This window comes from Streptomyces sp. NPDC102451 (assembly GCF_044765485.1).
GTDB lineage: Bacteria > Actinomycetota > Actinomycetes > Streptomycetales > Streptomycetaceae > Streptomyces.
This window is the reverse complement of the sequence record NZ_JBIWKD010000005.1, coordinates 476,720-493,443: the sequence shown is the minus strand read 5'-3', so window position 1 is coordinate 493,443 and position 16,724 is coordinate 476,720. Positions and strand designations below refer to the sequence as shown.

Below are 16,724 nucleotides of genomic sequence, written 5' to 3'. Positions count from 1 at the left end.
GCTCGCCGGCCCCCCGCCCCTCACCCCCCGCCGGGGGGGGGGGCGGGGGCCCCGCCCCCCCCCCCCCCCGGCCGGTGTGTCTGCGACCATGGACGGGTGACAGAGATTCCGCGCGACACGCTTCAGGAGCAGACCTTCTACGAGCAGGTCGGCGGCGAGGAGACCTTCCGGCGCCTGGTCCACCGCTTCTACCAGGGCGTCGCGGACGACCCGCTGCTGCGGCCGATGTACCCGGAGGCGGATCTGGGTCCCGCCGAGGAACGGTTCGCGCTGTTCCTCATGCAGTACTGGGGCGGGCCCCGCACCTACAGCGACCAGCGGGGGCACCCCCGGCTGCGGATGCGGCACGCCCCGTTCCAGGTGGACCGGGCGGCGCACGACGCCTGGCTCGGACACATGCGGGTGGCCCTCGACGAGCTCGGCCTTCCGACCGAGCAGGAGCGGCAGTTGTGGGACTACCTCACCTACGCGGCCGCCTCGATGGTCAACACGGAGGGATGAGCCGGTGTGCGGAATGCGGTGCTCCGCTGCCGCATAACGGTCACGATCCCATCAAGGTGCGCCCACAAGCGGTTTCCAGGAGCCTGTGCACTCTGAAAGCATCCGGTACACGCCGGGGGGCGTGCGGCTGCTGAGGCTCGGGGGATCAGGTGACGGGGTTCGTCCTTCTGCGGGTGCGCGCGCACCGGCTCCTCCTAGCCGCCGCCGTCCTGGCCGTGCTGCTCACCACCTGTGTGCTGGCCGCGCTCACCGCGTTCTCGGGTTCCATGGGCGACGCCGCTCTGCGGCACACCCTCACCCACCGCTCCGCCGCGCAGGCCTCCCTCCTCGTCTCCGCCGATGTGGACCGCGAGCAGCGCGCCGAGGCGGACGCCGCCGTACGCCGGGCGGCCCGCGACACGTTCGACGGGCTGCCGGTGACCGTACGGAAGCTGGAGAGCTCGGGATCGTACGCACTCCCGCCCGGCTCCCGGGCGCCGGCCGCGGGGCGTGACGAGCCGGATCTGACGCATCTCGCCTCGCTCGACCGCAGCCGGATCCGTCTCACCGCGGGGCGCCTGCCGGACGCCGGGGCGGGGGCTGCGGGGGGACGGGTGCAGGTGGCTCTGCCGCGCGCCGCCGCCGAGGCGCTGAAGCTGAAGCCGGGCTCCCGCCTCACCCTCACCGACCGGCTGGCGGAGACACCGCTGCCGGTCGAGATCACCGGTCTGTACGAGGCCTCCGACCTGGAGGACCCGTACTGGCAGCTGGATCCGCTGGGCGGGCGCGGTGTCCGCAAGGTCGCCTTCACCACGTACGGCCCGCTGCTGGCCGACCCGGCCGTGCTCGCCTCCTCCCGGGTCAGCGCCGGGCCGGTGTCCTGGCTGGCGGCCGCCGATTTCCGAGCCGTGACGACCGGCAGGACCGAGGCGCTGCACCGGGCGTCGACGGACGGGCCGAAGGCGCTGTCCGCGTCCCCGCTCTTCGGGGACGGGGCGACGGTGCGGACCTCGCTGCCGACCGTCATCGACCAGGTCGAGCGGGCGCTGCTGGTGTCCCGCTCCACGATCATGATCGTCGCAGTGCAGCTGGTCCTGCTCGCCGGGTACGCTCTGCTGCTGGTGGCCAGGCTGCTGAGCAGCGAGCGCGGCGGCGAGACCGAACTGCTGCGGGCCCGTGGCGGTTCACGGGGCCGGATCGCCTCGCTGGCCGCGGTCGAGGCGCTGCTGCTCGCGGTGCCCGCCGCCGTCGTCGCGCCGCTGCTCGCCGGTCCGCTGACCCGGCTGCTCGCCGCCCGGAGCGAGCTGGGCCGGATCGGGCTGCGGCTCGACGGCGGTGCGGACGGCACGGTCTGGCTGGTGGCGGGCGCCGTCGCGCTGGTGTGCGCCCTCGCCGTGGTCGCACCGGCCCTCGCAGAGGGCGCGGGAGGCCGCCGGGGCGCCCGGTCCGCGGCGCTGCCCACGCCGGTGCGCGCGGGTGCCGACATCGGGCTGCTGCTGATCGCCGGGGTGGCGTACTGGCAGCTGGACCGGCAGACCGGTGCATCCGGCAGCGGTGCGCTCAGCGGTGACCGGTCGGGTGAGCTGGGCATCGATCCGCTGCTGGTCGCCGCCCCCGCGCTGGCGCTGCTGGCGGGCACCGTCCTGACCCTGCGTCTGCTGCCGCCGGCCGCCCGGCTCGCGGAGCGCCGTGCGGCGGGCGGCCGGGGGCTGTCCGCGGCCCTGGCGGGCTGGCAGTTCAGCCGTCGGCCGCTGCGGGGCGCGGGGCCGGTGCTGCTGCTGGTCCTGTCGGTGGCGATGGGCATGCTGGCCATCGGCCAGAGCGCGTCCTGGGACCGTTCGCAGAGCGACCAGGCGGACTTCAGGTCGGGCGCGTCGGTGCGGATGGTGGGCACGCTGTCGGGCGACCCGGCGAAGGCAGCCCCGTACACGGATCTTCCGGGCGTACGGGAGGCGGCCCCGGCCTTCCGTACGACCGCCGACCTCTCCGGCGGCCGGACGGCCGAGGTGCTCGCCCTGGACACCGCGCACGCGGACGAGGGGATGCTGATGCGGGAGGACCTCTCCGGGGCGTCCTCGCGGGAGCTCTTCGACGCGATCGCCCCGCCGAGCACGGCACGGGCCGGGGTGGTCCTGCCGAAGGGCGGCGAGCGAGTGCTGTTCGACGTGCGGATCCGTGACACCTCGGCATCCGGCGGGAAGTCACCGTCCGGTTCGACAGTGCTGGTCAGCGTGTTGCTGGAGGACCGTTACGGCATCGGGTACCGGATCGGGGCGGGCAGGGTGCCGGTCGACGGCGGTACGCACCGCCTGTCCTTCCCCGTGTCCGCCGCCGGCGAGCTGGCGGTGACCGGCTTCGAGCTGGACGGTGAGGTGCCCGCCGTAGGCGCCGAGAAGCGTCTGGTCTCCGTGACGGGGCTCCGGTCCCTCGCCGGGGACGGGAGCGAGCAGCGGGCACCGGCCGCCGACGGCGTCCGCTGGCAGGCCGCGGCGACCCTGTCCGACGGGGGCGAGAGCCGCCCCGGCGGGAAGGTTCAGGAGGTGACCGGCTCGGGCGCCTCCCCGTCCTTCCGGTACGACAGCGACGCACTCCCGCCGGACGACTCGTTCTGGGGCAGCGGCGCCTCGGTCGGCACCCTCCGGATCACCGCCGCCCGGCCCGCCGCCCCCGCGCTGAAGGCGGTGGCCACCGACGCGTATCTGGCGTACGCCGGGGCGGAGCCGGGGCAGGAGATCGACCTCACGCTGGCGGGCAACACGGTCCGGGTGAAGCTGGTGAAGTCGGTGCGGCAGCTCCCGACGACCGGTCCCGGAGCGGCCGCCGGTTCCGAGGGGGTCACGGAGGAGTCGTCCACGAAGCCGGGCGGCAGTCTGTTGCTGGATCTGAGGGCGGTGTCGGAGGTGCTCGCCCACCGGACGGGCGCCACCCTCGCGCCCACCGAGTGGTGGCTGAGCGCCGCGCCCGGCGACGGCCCGGAGGTGGCGGCGGAGCTGCGCCGGCTGCCCGGCACCGACCCGGCGCAGGTGCGGGTGCGGGACGAGGTGGCGCGGGAGCTGGCGGACGACCCGCTGGGTGCGGGGCCGCAGTCCGCGCTGCTGGCCGTCGCCGTGGTGGCCGCCGCCCTTGCGGCGGTCGGGTTCGCCGTCGGCCTGGTGGGCTCGCAGCGCGAGCGGGCCGCCGAGTTCGCCGTGCTGCGTGCGCTGGGGGCTCCCCGCCGCAGGCTGGCCCGGACGGCGGCCGCCGAGCAGGGCGTCCTGATCACCCTGGCCCTGCTGATCGGGCTCGCCCTCGGGGCGGTGCTCACCAGGGCCGTCGTGCCGCTCGTCGTGCTGACCGGACAGGCCACCAGGCCGGTGCCGGACGTGCTGGTCCTGCTGCCGGGCGGACAGGTCGCGGTCCTGCTCGCCTCGGTCGCCGCACTGCCGCTCCTGTTCGTCGCCGCGGTCACACTGCGCCGCGCCGATCCTGCGGTGTCGCTGCGCCACCAGGGGGACAACTGACATGAACGCCGCCAAGATCCCGGCCGCCTGCGCCCCCTGGGTGCGTACGCGGCTGCGCAACGCCCCCGGAATCTCGGCCGCCCTCGCGGTCCTGGTGTTCCTGACCGCCTTCCTCGCCGCCGCGTTCCCGCGTTCCGTGGACGCGTACGAGACGAGGGCGCTGCGCCATGACGTGACCACCGCTGCCCCGGGACAGAGCGTGCTCGAAGTGGCCACGCCCCCGCCCTCGCTCGCGGTGCCGCGTCCGAAGCGTGAGCAGGTCCTGCGGGAGGAGTCGCTGGCCGGGATCGACCGCGCGCTGGTGAAGGCGCTCCCCGAGCCCGTACGGGCCGATCTGCCGCGCTCCTCCTACGGGGTGCACACCACGAAGCCGATCGTCGCGGAGGAGGCCTGGCTGCCCCGCCCCAACGCGATGCCGCCCCAGCTGCACTACGCCGTCCCGTCCGCGCTCGACGAGCACAGCAGGCTGGCCGCCGGCCGCTGGCCCGCGGCGCACGGCGAGGTGACGGCTTCGACCGCCGAGGTGGAGGCGGCCGTCACCGAGGAGACCGCGGCGGAGCTGAAGATGAAGCCGGGCTCCACGATCACGGTGCCCACCCAGGGCGGGAAGCCGCTGACCGTGCGCATCACGGGCCTGGTGACCCCGCTGCACCCGAAGAGCGGCTACTGGTCGGTGGATCCCCTCTACCGCGCCCCGTCCCTGATGCAGGACCCGGGTTCGCCGACGCCGGTCCTCTACTGGACGGCGACGCTGCTCCTGGCCTCCGGCACCGGACCGGCGCTGCTGGACACGACGGGCGAGCCCGAGCTGTACTGGCGCCTCGCCCCGGACCCGTCCGGCCTCACCGCGTCCGACGTACCCGCCCTGCGGGACGCCGTGGCCTCGCTGGAGAACGGCCCCGAGCTCCTGAAGCTGCGCGCCGCGGTCGGCCCCAACACGGCGCTCACCACGGACCTGGACGCGATCCTCGACGCGTACACGGCGATGCGTGCCGCCATCGGCCCGGTGGTCACGGTCGCCGCCGTGGGGATCTGCGCGGTGGCCGCCGTCGTCCTGCTGATGACGGGTGGTCTGATCGGCGCCCGCCGCCACCACGAGCTGGCCCTGCTGCGCTCCCGCGGCGCTTCGCTGCGGGGTATCGGCGGGCGGCTGCTGGCCGAGACCGCGGTGGCCGTGCTGCCCGCGGCGGCACTCGGGCTGCTGCTGGCCGTCCTGCTCGTCGGCGAGGCACGGTTCCTGCCCGCTCTGATGGGCGCGGCCGCCGTCGGGGCGCTCGTCTGCCTGGTGCTGCCCCTCCGTACGGCCCTGAGCCACCGCAGGCCGCTGCTGCACGGCGCCCGCGAGGACATGGTGGACGCCAGGCCCTCCCGGCGCCGTACGGTGGCCGAACTGACCCTGCTGGTCCTGGCCGTCGGCGCGGTCGCGGCGCTGCGCCGCCGCGGTACGTCGACGGGCTCGGACGCCGATCTGCTGGTGAGTGCCGCGCCCGTCCTGGTGGGGCTGATCGCCGCGCTGGTCCTCGTACGCCTGTATCCGCTGCCGCTGCGGCTGGCGGCCCGGCCGGTGGCGCGGCTGCGCGGGGCGGTCGGCTTCCTGTCGCTGGCCCGCGCGGGACGGGCCTCGTCCAGCGGCACACTTCCCCTGTTGGCCCTGCTGATCGCGCTGACCACCGCGGCGTTCGGCGGCTCGGTGCTCGCGGGGGTCGCGGACGCCCGGGACGAGGCGGCGCTGCGGGCCGTCGGCGCGGACGCCCGGATCAGCGCGGAGGGCGGGCTCTCCCCGCTCTCCGACGTGTTCGTCCGTCAGGTGCGGTCGGTGGGCGGCGTCGAGGACGTCACGGCCGTACGCATCGAGTACGGGACCCCGCTCGCCGCCGCCACGGACGTCAGGTCGGACACGAAGCGCGCGACCCTCATGGGCGTCGACCCCGCGTCGTACGCCCGGCTGGCGCGCGGCACCGGGCTGCCGGCCTTCCCCACCGCCACGCTGGAGAAGGGTGCGGGGAAGGACGAGGCGCTTCCCGCGATCGTCTCCCCCGCGATCGCCGAGCGGCTCGGGAAGCAGCCGCACACCGTCCGGTCGCAGGCGGGCGACATCCAGGTACGGGTCGCCGGGGTGCTCGCGCGTACCTCCGCGGTGAGCGGCTCGGAGTTCCTGATCGTCGACGCGAAGCGACTCGCCCAGCCGGGTCCCACGACACTGCTGGTCACCGGTTCCTCCCTAGACGGGCGGCAGTTGACGGCCGCCGCGCGCGCGGCGGGGCCGCAGTCCGAGGTGCGGCTGCGGTCGGCGGAGCGCGAGCGGTTCGTGGACACCCCGATGCAGTCGGGCGCCGAACGGATCTACGGGGCGGCGGTCGTGGCAGGTGCCGGTTACGCGCTGCTCGCCGTGCTCCTCTCCCTGCTGCAGACGGCCCCGGAGCGCACCACGCTCCTGGCCCGGCTGCGCACCATGGGGCTCACGACGCGGCAGGGGCGGCGGCTGCTGGCGTCCGAGGCGATGCCCCAGGCACTGCTCGCCGCGTTCGGCGGGCTCCTCGTCGGCTGGGCGACCATCGCCCTGCTGGCACCGGGAGTCGATCTGGGCGCGCTGGCACTGGCCGGCGGCGACCCCTCGACTCCGTACACCGTTTCGCTGCGTGCCGACCTCCGGTCGCTGGTGCTCCCCGCGGCCGGGGTGGTCGTCCTGGCCGCCGCCGTGGCGGGAGTGCAGGCGTGGTGGGCGAGCCGTCGTGGATCGATCAAGGAACTCAGGGCAGGAGACACCCGGTGACATCGTCGACAGAGACCACCCTGGCGGAACTGGAACGGCGGGCCGCGGCCCGCCGTGACCGGCCCTCGTACGGGCATGACGCCCTGATCGCCTGCGACCGGCTGGTGCGCATCTTCTCCACCGACGGTGTGGAGGTGCAGGCGCTCCAGGGCCTCGATCTGCTGGTCACCGAGGGCGAGTTGATGGCACTGGTCGGCGCCTCGGGCAGCGGGAAGTCGACGCTGATGAACATCCTGGCGGGCCTGGACGTGCCCACGGCCGGGTCGGCGAAGGTGGCGGGCTGCGACCTGCTGGCGATGGGGCAGAAGGAGCGGCTGCGCTACCGCCGTGACGTCGTCGGCTTCGTCTGGCAGCAGACCTCCCGCAATCTGCTGTCGTACCTCACCGCCGTACAGAACATCACGCTCCCCATGCAGCTGCGCGGCGGCGGCCGCAACCGTGAACGGGCCGCGCGCGCCGAGTCGTTGCTGGAGATGCTGGAGGTCGCGGACTGCCGTGACCGGCGCCCCGCGCAGATGTCCGGCGGGCAGCAGCAGCGGGTGGCGATCGCGGTGGCCCTGGCCAACAACCCGTCGGTGCTGCTGGCCGACGAGCCGACCGGTGAGCTGGACTCGGCGACCGGCGAGCAGGTGTTCGCCGCGTTCCGCCGGGCCAACGAGGAGCTCGGCACGACGATCGTCATCGTCACCCATGACCAGGCGGTGGCGAGCGAGGTGCGCCGCACGGTCGCGATCCGCGACGGCCGTACGTCCTCCGAGGTGCTGCGCACCACCGAGGTGGACGAGGCGACGGGGCAGGAGTCCCAGGTGGCCCGGGAGTACGCGATGCTCGACCGGGCGGGCCGGCTGCAGCTGCCCGCCGACTACACGGAGGCGCTGGGGATGGAGCACCGGGTGATGCTGGAGCTGGAGCAGGACCACATCGGGGTGTGGCCGGACGCGCCGAAGGAGTAGCTTCTCCCGGCCAGTAGCTCCTCCGGCTCAGGTCAGGCGGTCCCGACCGTCACGGCGAGCGTGCCGAGCCCGCCGGAGCCCGCGCCGCGCAGGGCGATCGAGCCGAACGGGGTACGCAGCCGCAGCCAGGCACCCGCGGCGAGCAGCGCGACGGGGAAGTCGGGTGCCGGGCGCAGGAAGCCGAGGGACTGGGCGGCATGGACGGCGCGCAGGGGGAGCTCGGTGTCCCCGACCGTCCTGGACCAGATGTCACGGCCGATCAGGTCGCGCTCCGCTCGCGTACGCCGCTCCTCGGGCAACGCCGCGTCACGGGCCCGGAATTCGGCCACGGCGTCGGCGAGCCGGTGACGCAGGTCGACGGGGTCCGGCAGCCCGGGGCGCTCCTGCCAGCCGCCGCGCGGTGGCAGCATCCCGGCCCACGGCGGTCCGGTGACGGGCGCCGGCAGGGCGCTGACACCGGCCGCTTCATCGGACCCGCCCGTGTCGGGCGCCTCGGCCCCGTCCGTGTCGAGCGCTTCGAGGAGTTCACCGGCGGAGACCGTGACGTCGAAGTCGTGGACCCCGGAGAGCCGGACCGTGCGCACGGCGAGCACCTCGAACGACGGCGGCCTGCCGAAGACGGCCAGCGCGCCGCCGCCCGCCTGGAGGCGGACGGCGGCGGCCCGGTCGTAGTGCAGCAGCCGGCCGAGGAAGGCGGCGAGATCCGCCGCCTCCCTCGCGTCGGCGAACCGCAGCGACCGCACGGGCACTGTCATGCGACGGCAGGCTCCTGGTCGAAATACTCCTGGAGGAAGAGCTTCTCCTCGGCGGTGATCCGCCGGGGCCGCTCCGCCGCCAGGTCGTAGGGCACGACGACCGTCGAGGCCCGTACGTACACCTGCTCGGGGTCCTTGACCTCGTAGGCGATCGTCAGCGACGCCGCGGTGATCTTCGTGACCCAGGACTCGATGGTCACCGGCGCGTGCCGGTGGACCAGCGGGCGCACGTAGTCGATCTCGTGCCGGGCCACGACGGACCCGCCCGCGAAGGACGGCGAACCGTCCCCCGGCGCCAGCCGGAACATGAAGTCGATGCGCGCCTCCTCCAGGTAGCGGAGGAAGACCACGTTGTTCACGTGGCCGAAGGCATCCATGTCCGACCAGCGCAGCGGGCAGCTGTAGATATGACGGGCCAAGTCGATCAGCCTCGCGTGAGCTTCTTGTAGGTGGCACGGTGCGGGCGGGCCGCGTCCGCGCCGAGACGCTCGACCTTGTTCTTCTCGTACGACTCGAAGTTGCCCTCGAACCAGTACCACGTGGAGTCGCCCTCGTACGCCAGGATGTGCGTGGCGACGCGGTCCAGGAACCAGCGGTCGTGGGAGATGACCACCGCGGCACCCGGGAACTCCAGCAGCGCGTTCTCGAGCGAGGACAGGGTCTCGACGTCGAGGTCGTTGGTGGGCTCGTCGAGGAGCAGCAGGTTGCCGCCCTCCTTGAGCGTCAGCGCCAGGTTGAGGCGGTTGCGCTCACCACCGGAGAGGACACCGGCCGGCTTCTGCTGGTCCGGGCCCTTGAAGCCGAACGCGGAGACGTACGCCCGCGAGGGCATCTCGACCTGGCCGACGTTGATGTAGTCCAGCTCGTCCGACACGACGGCCCAGAGGGTCTTCTTCGGGTCGATGTTGGCGCGGGACTGGTCGACGTAGGAGATCCTGACCGTGTCGCCGACCTTGATGGCGCCCGAGTCGGGGGTCTCCAGGCCCTGGATCATCTTGAACAGCGTGGTCTTGCCCGCGCCGTTCGGACCGATGATGCCGACGATGCCGTTGCGCGGGAGCGTGAACGACAGGTCGTCGATGAGGACCTTGTCGCCGAAGGCCTTGGAGAGGTTCTCGACCTCGACGACGATGGAACCGAGTCGCGGGCCCGGCGGGATCTGGATCTCCTCGAAGTCCAGCTTCCGCATCTTGTCCGCCTCGGCCGCCATCTCCTCGTAACGGGCGAGACGTGCCTTGGACTTGGTCTGGCGGCCCTTGGCGTTGGAGCGGACCCACTCAAGCTCTTCCTTGAGCCGCTTCTGGCGCTTCTCGTCCTTGCGGCCCTCGACCTTGAGGCGGGTGGCCTTCTTCTCCAGGTACGTGGAGTAGTTGCCCTCGTAGGGCAGCGCGCGGCCGCGGTCGAGCTCGAGGATCCACTCGGCGACGTTGTTCAGGAAGTACCGGTCGTGGGTGACGGCGACAACAGCGCCCGCGTACTTCGAGAGGTGCTGCTCCAGCCAGTTCACCGACTCGGCGTCCAGGTGGTTGGTGGGCTCGTCGAGGAGGAGCAGGTCCGGGGCCTCGATGAGCAGCTTGCAGAGCGCCACACGGCGCTTCTCGCCGCCGGAGAGGTTGTTGACCGGCCAGTCGCCGGGCGGGCAGCCCAGGGCGTCCATGGCCTGCTCCAGCTGGGCGTCGAGGTCCCAGGCGTTGGCGTGGTCCAGGTCCTCCTGGAGCTTGCCCATCTCGTCCATGAGCGCGTCGGAGTAGTCGGTCGCCATGAGCTCGGCGACCTCGTTGAAGCGCTTGAGCTTGCCCATGATCTCGGCGGCGCCGTCCTGGACGTTCTCCAGGACGGTCTTCGACTCGTCGAGCTTCGGCTCCTGCATGAGGATGCCGACGCTGAATCCGGGCGACAGGAAGGCGTCACCGTTGGACGGCTGCTCCAGGCCCGCCATGATCTTCAGCACCGTGGACTTACCGGCGCCGTTGGGCCCCACGACACCGATCTTCGCGCCGGGCAGGAAGTTCAGGGTGACGTCGTCGAGAATCACCTTGTCGCCGTGCGCCTTGCGCGTCTTGCGCATGGTGTAGATGAACTCAGCCAAGAGAAACCGTCCGGCAGCAATAGAGGTGTGGGCAGATACACCCATCTTGCCTGACGTCCGCACCCGGACGGAAACCAGTCCGGTCCCCGGTACGGGCCCGGCACCCCGGGCCGGGCCGCGCGGAGCGGCCCCGGGAACGCGAACGGCCCGGTACGGGGGTCCGTACCGGGCCGCTCACCGGCGCATTCCCGCTGCGCCTGTGCTCAGTCACTCACCTGCTCGGTCACTCACCGCCGGTCTGCGGCTTCTTCCGGCGGAGCAGGAAGACCGCGCCGCCGCCGAGGACGACGAGGGCGATCGCGACACCCGCGATGATCGGGGTGGCGCTGGAGCCGCCGGTTTCGGCGAGGTCGCCCTCCGGAGCGGGGGAGCTCGCGGCGGGCGTGGGCTCGGAACCGGTCTGGGTGGTGACGTCGTCACCCGGGGCGGGGGTGCCGGCGGTCTCGCAGTCCAGGACGCCCTTGAAGTTCTTGCTGAAGCCGTCGGGGCCGGTGATCGTGAAGTCGTAGGCCTCGTCCTCGCCGACCGGGACGGTCACCGTGCGGGTCTCACCGGCCGGGACGGTGTGCTCGGTACCGGCGAGCTCGAAGGTGAACTCCTCGTCGCCCGTGTTGCTCGCGGTGATGTCCACGCCGCCCTTGGCGCAGTTCTTCTCCGCGGTCACCGCGGGAACGGCACCCTTCTCGGCCCAGGTGGCGGTGGCCGTCGCGGAGACGGTGGACTCGCTGGAGCCGGCGAGGATCATTGTCTGGCTCTTGATCAGCCCGGCGAAGACCCGGCCCACGGGCACGGAGGTCGAAGCCTGGACGGAGAACGAGGAGGAGCCGTCGGCGGCGTCCTGGGGGACGGAGAAGTACAGGTCGGTGCCGTCGGCGGCCTCGGTGACGGCCTTGCCGACCTTGTCGGTGACCTGGACCCCGCTGGCGGCGGCGTCGGCGGGCGGAGCCACCGAGACCTGACCGGCGTCGGTGTGGACGGTGACCGGACCCAGCTTCTCACCGGCCTTGCCGGAGACCGCGGCCGGAGACAGCGCCACGGACGCCTTGGGCTCCGCCACGTTCTTGGCGTTCGCCTCCAGCCAGTCGGCGAGCTTCTCGGCGTTCGCGTCCTTGGCCGTCACGTCGGCCTTGTCCGAGAAGCGCCAGATGGCGACCTGGGTGCCGGCGGCGGCGGTCTTCTCGTCGAGCTGGCCGGTGCCGGCCAGCTCGGCGAGCGCCGCGAAGTCGTTGACCTGCGGGTAGGAGTGCTGCAGGATCCAGCGCACCTTGCCGGCGTCCTGGTTGGTGCCGAGCGAAGACTGGTCCCAGGGGGTCTCCAGGTACTTCGCGCCGTCCTTGGTGGGCGTGTGGAAGTCGATGCAGTACGTCTGGATCGTGCCGCCGCCGTCGACCTTCATCTCGAACAGGCCGGCGGGCAGCTCCTGGGGCTTCTCGCCCTTACCGGTGTTGAGCTGGGCGGTACCGTAGGTCTTCAGACCGTCCAGTACGGCGACCGCCCCACCCTGGTGCTGCCCCGTCTCGTCCGCCGGCGCGGCCGTGGCCGCCGTCGCCCCGACGAGGGTGCCCGCCGCGACCAGCCCGGTGACCAGCGTCGCGGCCGCCGCCCTGATGAGGCCACAGCCCTTGCCCCGGCTCCCTATGGAGCCCTCCGCCGCCGCCGTCGACGACGAAGTGGATGCTGAAGACACAGAAAACACAGAATTCCCCTCCGGGCGAGACCTTCACGCTTGGGGCGCGTGTGGGAGGTGTCTCGCCAGCAAACTCAAGTGCCGCATGAGTACGGGGGAATCGTATGGAGCGAGCGAAGGGGAATCCCCCGTCATGCCATCAGATAAGCATTCCGACTCGTAATCGTTACAGCCCTGTTCGGCGCGCCCCCTCCTCTTCAGGACACCGATGCCATGTCCGTGGCCGGTTTCTGACGATGCGTAGGCGCGGTCAGTGCGGGGTCGGCTCTGACCACCCGCCGGAACGCCGCCGTTCCCCTGGTCAGGTCGTGTCCCACCGCCAGGGCCTCGATGTCCACGGAGGTCTTCCACACCCCGTCGCGCTCCTCCTCGCGCACCTTCAGACGGCCGTGCACGACGAGCGGCTCCCCGACCGAGACCGAACCGGACAGATTCATCGCGAGCGTCCGCCGTGCCCACACCGTGTAGAAACTGGTGCGGCCGTCCACCCAGATCTGCTGCTCCCTGTCCCACCGCCGGGGCGTCACCGCCAGACGGAATCGCGCCGTCGGTCCTGTCGGCGCCTCCCGGAAGTCCACCGCGGTCGCGGCGTTTCCCACCAGCGTCACCAAGGTCTCGTTCATTTTTTCGTCCCCCGATTCCTGCGTCTGTCCGTACGTCCGGCTGTGCGTCCTTCTGATCCGCTGCACACCATGCTGGACCGGATCCGGGAATCCCGTGGGGGCCTGTGGATTACCTGCCGGTTGTGGACAACTCCGTCACCGCCACGTACCGCTCCCGCACCTCCCGGTAGCGCGCCAGCTCCGCAGCGACGGGGTCGAGGACCCTGACCCTGCCGCACCCCGCGGCGGCCTCGCGGAGCCGCCGTTCCGCCTCCTGCCCGTACCGGCGTGCGGGTCCCCGCGCCGCGGCCGCGCAGGACCACTCGACGAGCGGACCGCCGACCACGCCGGCGAGCATGAGCAGGGCTGGGGTGAGCAGGCCGGGTTCGAGTACGCCGATGATCTGGCCGAGCAGCCACAGCCCGCCGAAGATCTGGAGCAGCGTCATCGAGGCCTGCGCGAGCACCGCCGCGGGCCACCACGCGGGGCGCGGCGGCCTGGAACCACGACCGCCCTGGACCCCGGCGACGGGCGCTGCGCTCCTGCCCGAGGACCCGGAGGAACCCGAGGAACCCGAGGAACCGGAGTTACGCCGACCCGGACCCCGTACGCCCGTGCCCTCGGCCCCCGTACCGACCGGAGCGGATCCGGTGTCCCCGCTGCCCCCGCGCCCCCGGCCACCGGCTCCCGCCTGCGCGTTCCGCGACAGCTCGTCCAGCGCCTCCGGCAGCCCCTTCGCCCCGTTCACCGCCGTCTCACGCACCGCCTGCGCCCACGGCGCGGGCAGCCCGTCCACCGCGTCGTCCGCCAGCTTCCGTACGGCCTGTTCGACCCGCTGCCGGGCGGTGAGCTCCTCCTCCGGCGGTGCGAGCACCTGCGCCATCAGGTCCAGGCCGCCCAGCTGCCGGGTGGACTCGTACCAGCGCCACAGCCGCAGCCAGGGCGTCCCGCAGGCCCGCCCGGCGTTCCTGCGCCACTCGCGCTCCGCCGCCTGTCCGGCCGCCGCCGCTCCGACGGCTTCCGCGAGCCGGTCGGTGAACTGCTCGCGGGCCCGCTCACCGAGCCCGGGCCGCCCCTCGGCGACGTACACCGGACGGAGCCGCGCGGCGGCTGCGTCCACGTCGGCGGAGAGCCTGCGCGCCGCCGCCGTACGGTCCTGCACGAACTTGCCGAGCACCTCACGCAGGTCGCCCACCCCGGCCCCGGTGAGCGCGGACAGGGGCATGACGGTGGCGCCGGGCTCGCCGTGCTCCCCCACCGCCATGCCGTCCTCGTCGAGCAGCCGGCGCAGATCGTCCAGGACCAGGTCGGCGGCCTCACCGGAGAGCCGGTCGATCTGGTTGAGCACGACGAAGGAGATCTCGGCATGCCCGGCGAGCGGCCGCAGATAGCGTTCGTGCAGGGCGGCGTCGGCGTACTTCTCCGGGTCGACGACCCAGATCACCGCGTCGACCAGCGCCAGCACCCGGTCCACCTGCGCACGGTGGCCGGTCGCCGCCGAGTCGTGGTCGGGCAGGTCCACCAGGACGAGCCCCTGCAGCGCCTCGTCGGTCGACGCGCCGCTCTGTACGGGCCGGCGGCGGAGGCGGCCCGGGATGGCCAGCCGGTCGAGCAGTCCCGCGGCGCCGTCGGTCCAGCTGCAGGCGATCGGGGCCGAGGTCGTCGGCCTGCGCAGCCCGGTCTCGGAGATCTGGATGCCCGCGAGCGCGTTGAAGAGGGTGGACTTCCCGCTTCCGGTGGCCCCCGCGATGGCGACGACCGTGTGCCGGGAGGAGAGCCGCTGGCGGGCCGAGGCCTCGTCGAGCACCCGGCCTGCCTCGGCGAGGGTGTCCCCGTCGAGCCGGGCGCGGGAGAGCCCGACCAGTTCACGCAGCGCGTCCAGCCGTGGCCGCAGGGGGCTGCCGGGCAGTCCGTACGCCTCGACCTGGGGCCCCGGTTCTTCGTCCTGGGGAGCGCGCCCGGCCTCCGCGCTCTCCTGCGCGGCCTCGGCGGCACGGCGCGCGATGAGCCCGTCGTCCCAGCGCCGTTCGCCGTCCCCCGGGGTGTCCTTCGGGTCCTCGGGCTCTTCCTGCCCGTGGTTCCGGCCCTGGTCAGTGACGGCAGTCATCGCTGCCACCTCTCCTTCTGCAGTACGGAAAGCGCGGCAATGAGTTCGGCCTGCGGCTCGGGTGCGACGTCGAGCGCGTCCAGCGGGGCGAGCCGCCGGTCCCGCTCGCCCTGCATGACCTGGTCCAGGCAGTCGGTGAGCAGTGCCCCGCCCTTGTCGCGGAGGCGCAGCGCCCCCTGGGCGCCGATGCGTTCGGCGAGCTGTTCCCCGGCGCCCCTGGCGCGGCGTCCCCCGAGGAGGGCGGCGGCCAGCAGCGCCGCGACCGTCTCGGCGTCGGGCGCGGCATTGCGTTCGAGCAGCCGGGCCTCCTCCTCGGCCAGCTCCTCCAGGACCCGCCGCCAGCGCCGTACGGCCATGCCGATGCGGCCCTGGATGTCCTCGGCGGGCCCCCAGCCGCCGGCCTCCCGGCCGGCGTCCTCGAACCGGAAGTTCCCGGCGGCGGGCTCGCGCTGCCAGGTCGTACGGATCTGCTCGTCGGAGGCCGCCACGGCGCACTGGAGCAGGGCCACCAGGCTCTCCACGAGTGCGTCCAGCAGCTCTCCGGCGGTGCTGTAGAGCGGGTAGCCGCGCCACCGGGTGCGGGCGCCTCCGGCGAGCACCGCGCCGTCCCGGAGCCGCCGCCGTACGCGCGCCAGTTCCTTCCCGTACGCCTCCTCGACCACGCCGGTCAGCCGCACGGCCGCGGCGTACTGCGCCGCGACGGCGCCGGCGAGCTCGGGCATCCGTACCTTGAGCGAGTCGATGACCCCGGACGCCGTACGCCCCACCGCCTGCTGACGGGCCGCCGGGTCCTGCGCCCGGTGGGTGAGCCAGGCGCGCAGGGGTGCGACGGCGGTGGTGGGCAGCAGCCCGCTGCCGCCGCCCGCGGACTCGGGCAGCTCCGGGATGGTGAAGCGGGGCACCTCGCCCAGGCCGGCCCGGGTGAGCAGGGCGGCGTACTGCCGGGACACCTCGGCGATCACCTGGTGGGGCACCCGGTCCAGGACGGTGACCAGGGAGGCGTCGTACTCCTTGGCGGTGCGCAGCAGATGCCACGGCACGGCGTCGGCGTACCGGGACGCGGTGGTCACCATGACCCATACGTCGGCGGCGCAGATGAGTTCGGCGGCCAGGACCCGGTTCCGTACGACGAGGGAGTCGATGTCGGGGGCGTCCAGGAGCGCGAGGCCTCTGGGCAGGGTCGCCGCGGTCTCCACTCGCAGGACGGTGTCGTCCCCCTCGGCCCCGAGGTGGTCGAGCCCGTCCGGGTCGGGGACCTGCCCCGGCGGCAGCCACACCCGGGTCAGCTGGGGCAGCACCCGCACCCCGGCGAACCAGTGGTGGTCGTCCGGGTGGCAGACGAGCACGGGGGTACGCGTCGTCGGGCGCAGCACACCGGCCTCACTGACCCGGCACCCCACCAGGGAGTTGACCAGCGTCGACTTGCCCGCACCGGTGGACCCCCCGATCACCGCGAGCAGCGGCGCCTCGGGATCCTTGAGGCGGGGTACGAGGTAGTCGTCGAGCTGGGCGAGCAGTTCGGTCCGCGTCTGCCGGGCGCGTGGAGCCCCCGGCAGCGGGAGTGGAAGACGCACGGCAGCGACACGGTCGCGCAGGGCGGAGAGTGCGTCGATGAGCTGGGGCCGTACATCCATGGTTACCACATGTGAAGAATGCCCAATTTTGACGCCTTTTTGAAGCGTATAGGCCCCTCTGCGCGGCGAATCCATCCCCGGGGACAGAGGGGACGAGTGGGGCGCAGGCATAACGAGTGCACAACACCCGGGGCGTGAGGCGTC

At 73.2% G+C, this 16,724-nt stretch carries 11 protein-coding genes; 4 read left to right on the top strand and 7 right to left on the bottom strand.

Annotation, left to right across the window (positions count from 1 at the left end):
• Positions 1 to 96: 96 nt before the first annotated feature.
• The 4 genes from ACIRD8_RS15160 (at position 97) to ACIRD8_RS15145 (ending at position 7,706) form a co-directional block, all read left to right on the top strand.
• Entirely contained in the window at positions 97 to 501 is a 405-nt protein-coding gene (locus ACIRD8_RS15160; RefSeq protein WP_403990510.1) for a globin, read from the top strand.
• 149 nt (positions 502 to 650) lie between these two features.
• Positions 651 to 3,980 carry an FtsX-like permease family protein gene (locus tag ACIRD8_RS15155; RefSeq protein WP_403990507.1) on the top strand — a complete coding sequence of 1,110 codons (3,330 nt, stop codon included), beginning with the start codon at positions 651 to 653 and terminating at the stop codon, positions 3,978 to 3,980.
• A 1-nt stretch (position 3,981) separates the two neighbouring features.
• On the top strand, positions 3,982 to 6,753 hold the full coding sequence (locus ACIRD8_RS15150; protein WP_403990504.1) for an FtsX-like permease family protein: 2,772 nt from the start codon (positions 3,982 to 3,984) through the stop codon (positions 6,751 to 6,753).
• Positions 6,750 to 7,706 (top strand): ATP-binding cassette domain-containing protein, encoded by a 957-nt coding sequence (locus tag ACIRD8_RS15145; RefSeq protein ID WP_403990501.1) that lies wholly within the window; start codon positions 6,750 to 6,752, stop codon positions 7,704 to 7,706. Before ACIRD8_RS15150 ends, ACIRD8_RS15145 begins: the two co-directional genes overlap by 4 nt.
• 32 nt (positions 7,707 to 7,738) lie before the next feature.
• On the opposite strand, the gene ACIRD8_RS15140 is transcribed toward ACIRD8_RS15145, so the two are convergent.
• The 7 genes from ACIRD8_RS15140 to ACIRD8_RS15110 all read right to left on the bottom strand — a co-directional run bounded on the left by ACIRD8_RS15140 (position 7,739) and on the right by ACIRD8_RS15110 (position 16,580).
• Positions 7,739 to 8,461, bottom strand: a complete 723-nt coding sequence (locus ACIRD8_RS15140) for a hypothetical protein (protein ID WP_403990498.1) — start codon at positions 8,459 to 8,461, stop codon at positions 7,739 to 7,741.
• Positions 8,458 to 8,880: an acyl-CoA thioesterase gene (locus tag ACIRD8_RS15135; protein ID WP_403990495.1), complete on the bottom strand. Its 423-nt coding sequence runs from the start codon at positions 8,878 to 8,880 to the stop codon at positions 8,458 to 8,460. Before ACIRD8_RS15135 ends, ACIRD8_RS15140 begins: the two co-directional genes overlap by 4 nt.
• A gap of 5 nt (positions 8,881 to 8,885) precedes the next feature.
• Positions 8,886 to 10,550 (bottom strand): energy-dependent translational throttle protein EttA, encoded by a 1,665-nt coding sequence (gene ettA, locus ACIRD8_RS15130; protein WP_403990493.1) that lies wholly within the window; start codon positions 10,548 to 10,550, stop codon positions 8,886 to 8,888.
• A gap of 223 nt (positions 10,551 to 10,773) precedes the next feature.
• Positions 10,774 to 12,237, bottom strand: a complete 1,464-nt coding sequence (locus tag ACIRD8_RS15125; RefSeq protein WP_403990490.1) for an LAETG motif-containing sortase-dependent surface protein — start codon at positions 12,235 to 12,237, stop codon at positions 10,774 to 10,776.
• 197 nt (positions 12,238 to 12,434) lie between these two features.
• Entirely contained in the window at positions 12,435 to 12,860 is a 426-nt protein-coding gene (locus tag ACIRD8_RS15120; RefSeq protein WP_403990487.1) for a single-stranded DNA-binding protein, read from the bottom strand.
• A 109-nt stretch (positions 12,861 to 12,969) separates the two neighbouring features.
• Positions 12,970 to 14,946 (bottom strand): GTP-binding protein, encoded by a 1,977-nt coding sequence (locus tag ACIRD8_RS15115; protein ID WP_403990484.1) that lies wholly within the window; start codon positions 14,944 to 14,946, stop codon positions 12,970 to 12,972.
• Entirely contained in the window at positions 14,943 to 16,580 is a 1,638-nt protein-coding gene (locus ACIRD8_RS15110) for an ATP-binding protein (RefSeq protein ID WP_403990481.1), read from the bottom strand. The genes ACIRD8_RS15115 and ACIRD8_RS15110 overlap by 4 nt, the downstream gene beginning before the upstream one ends.
• Positions 16,581 to 16,724 lie beyond the last annotated feature (144 nt).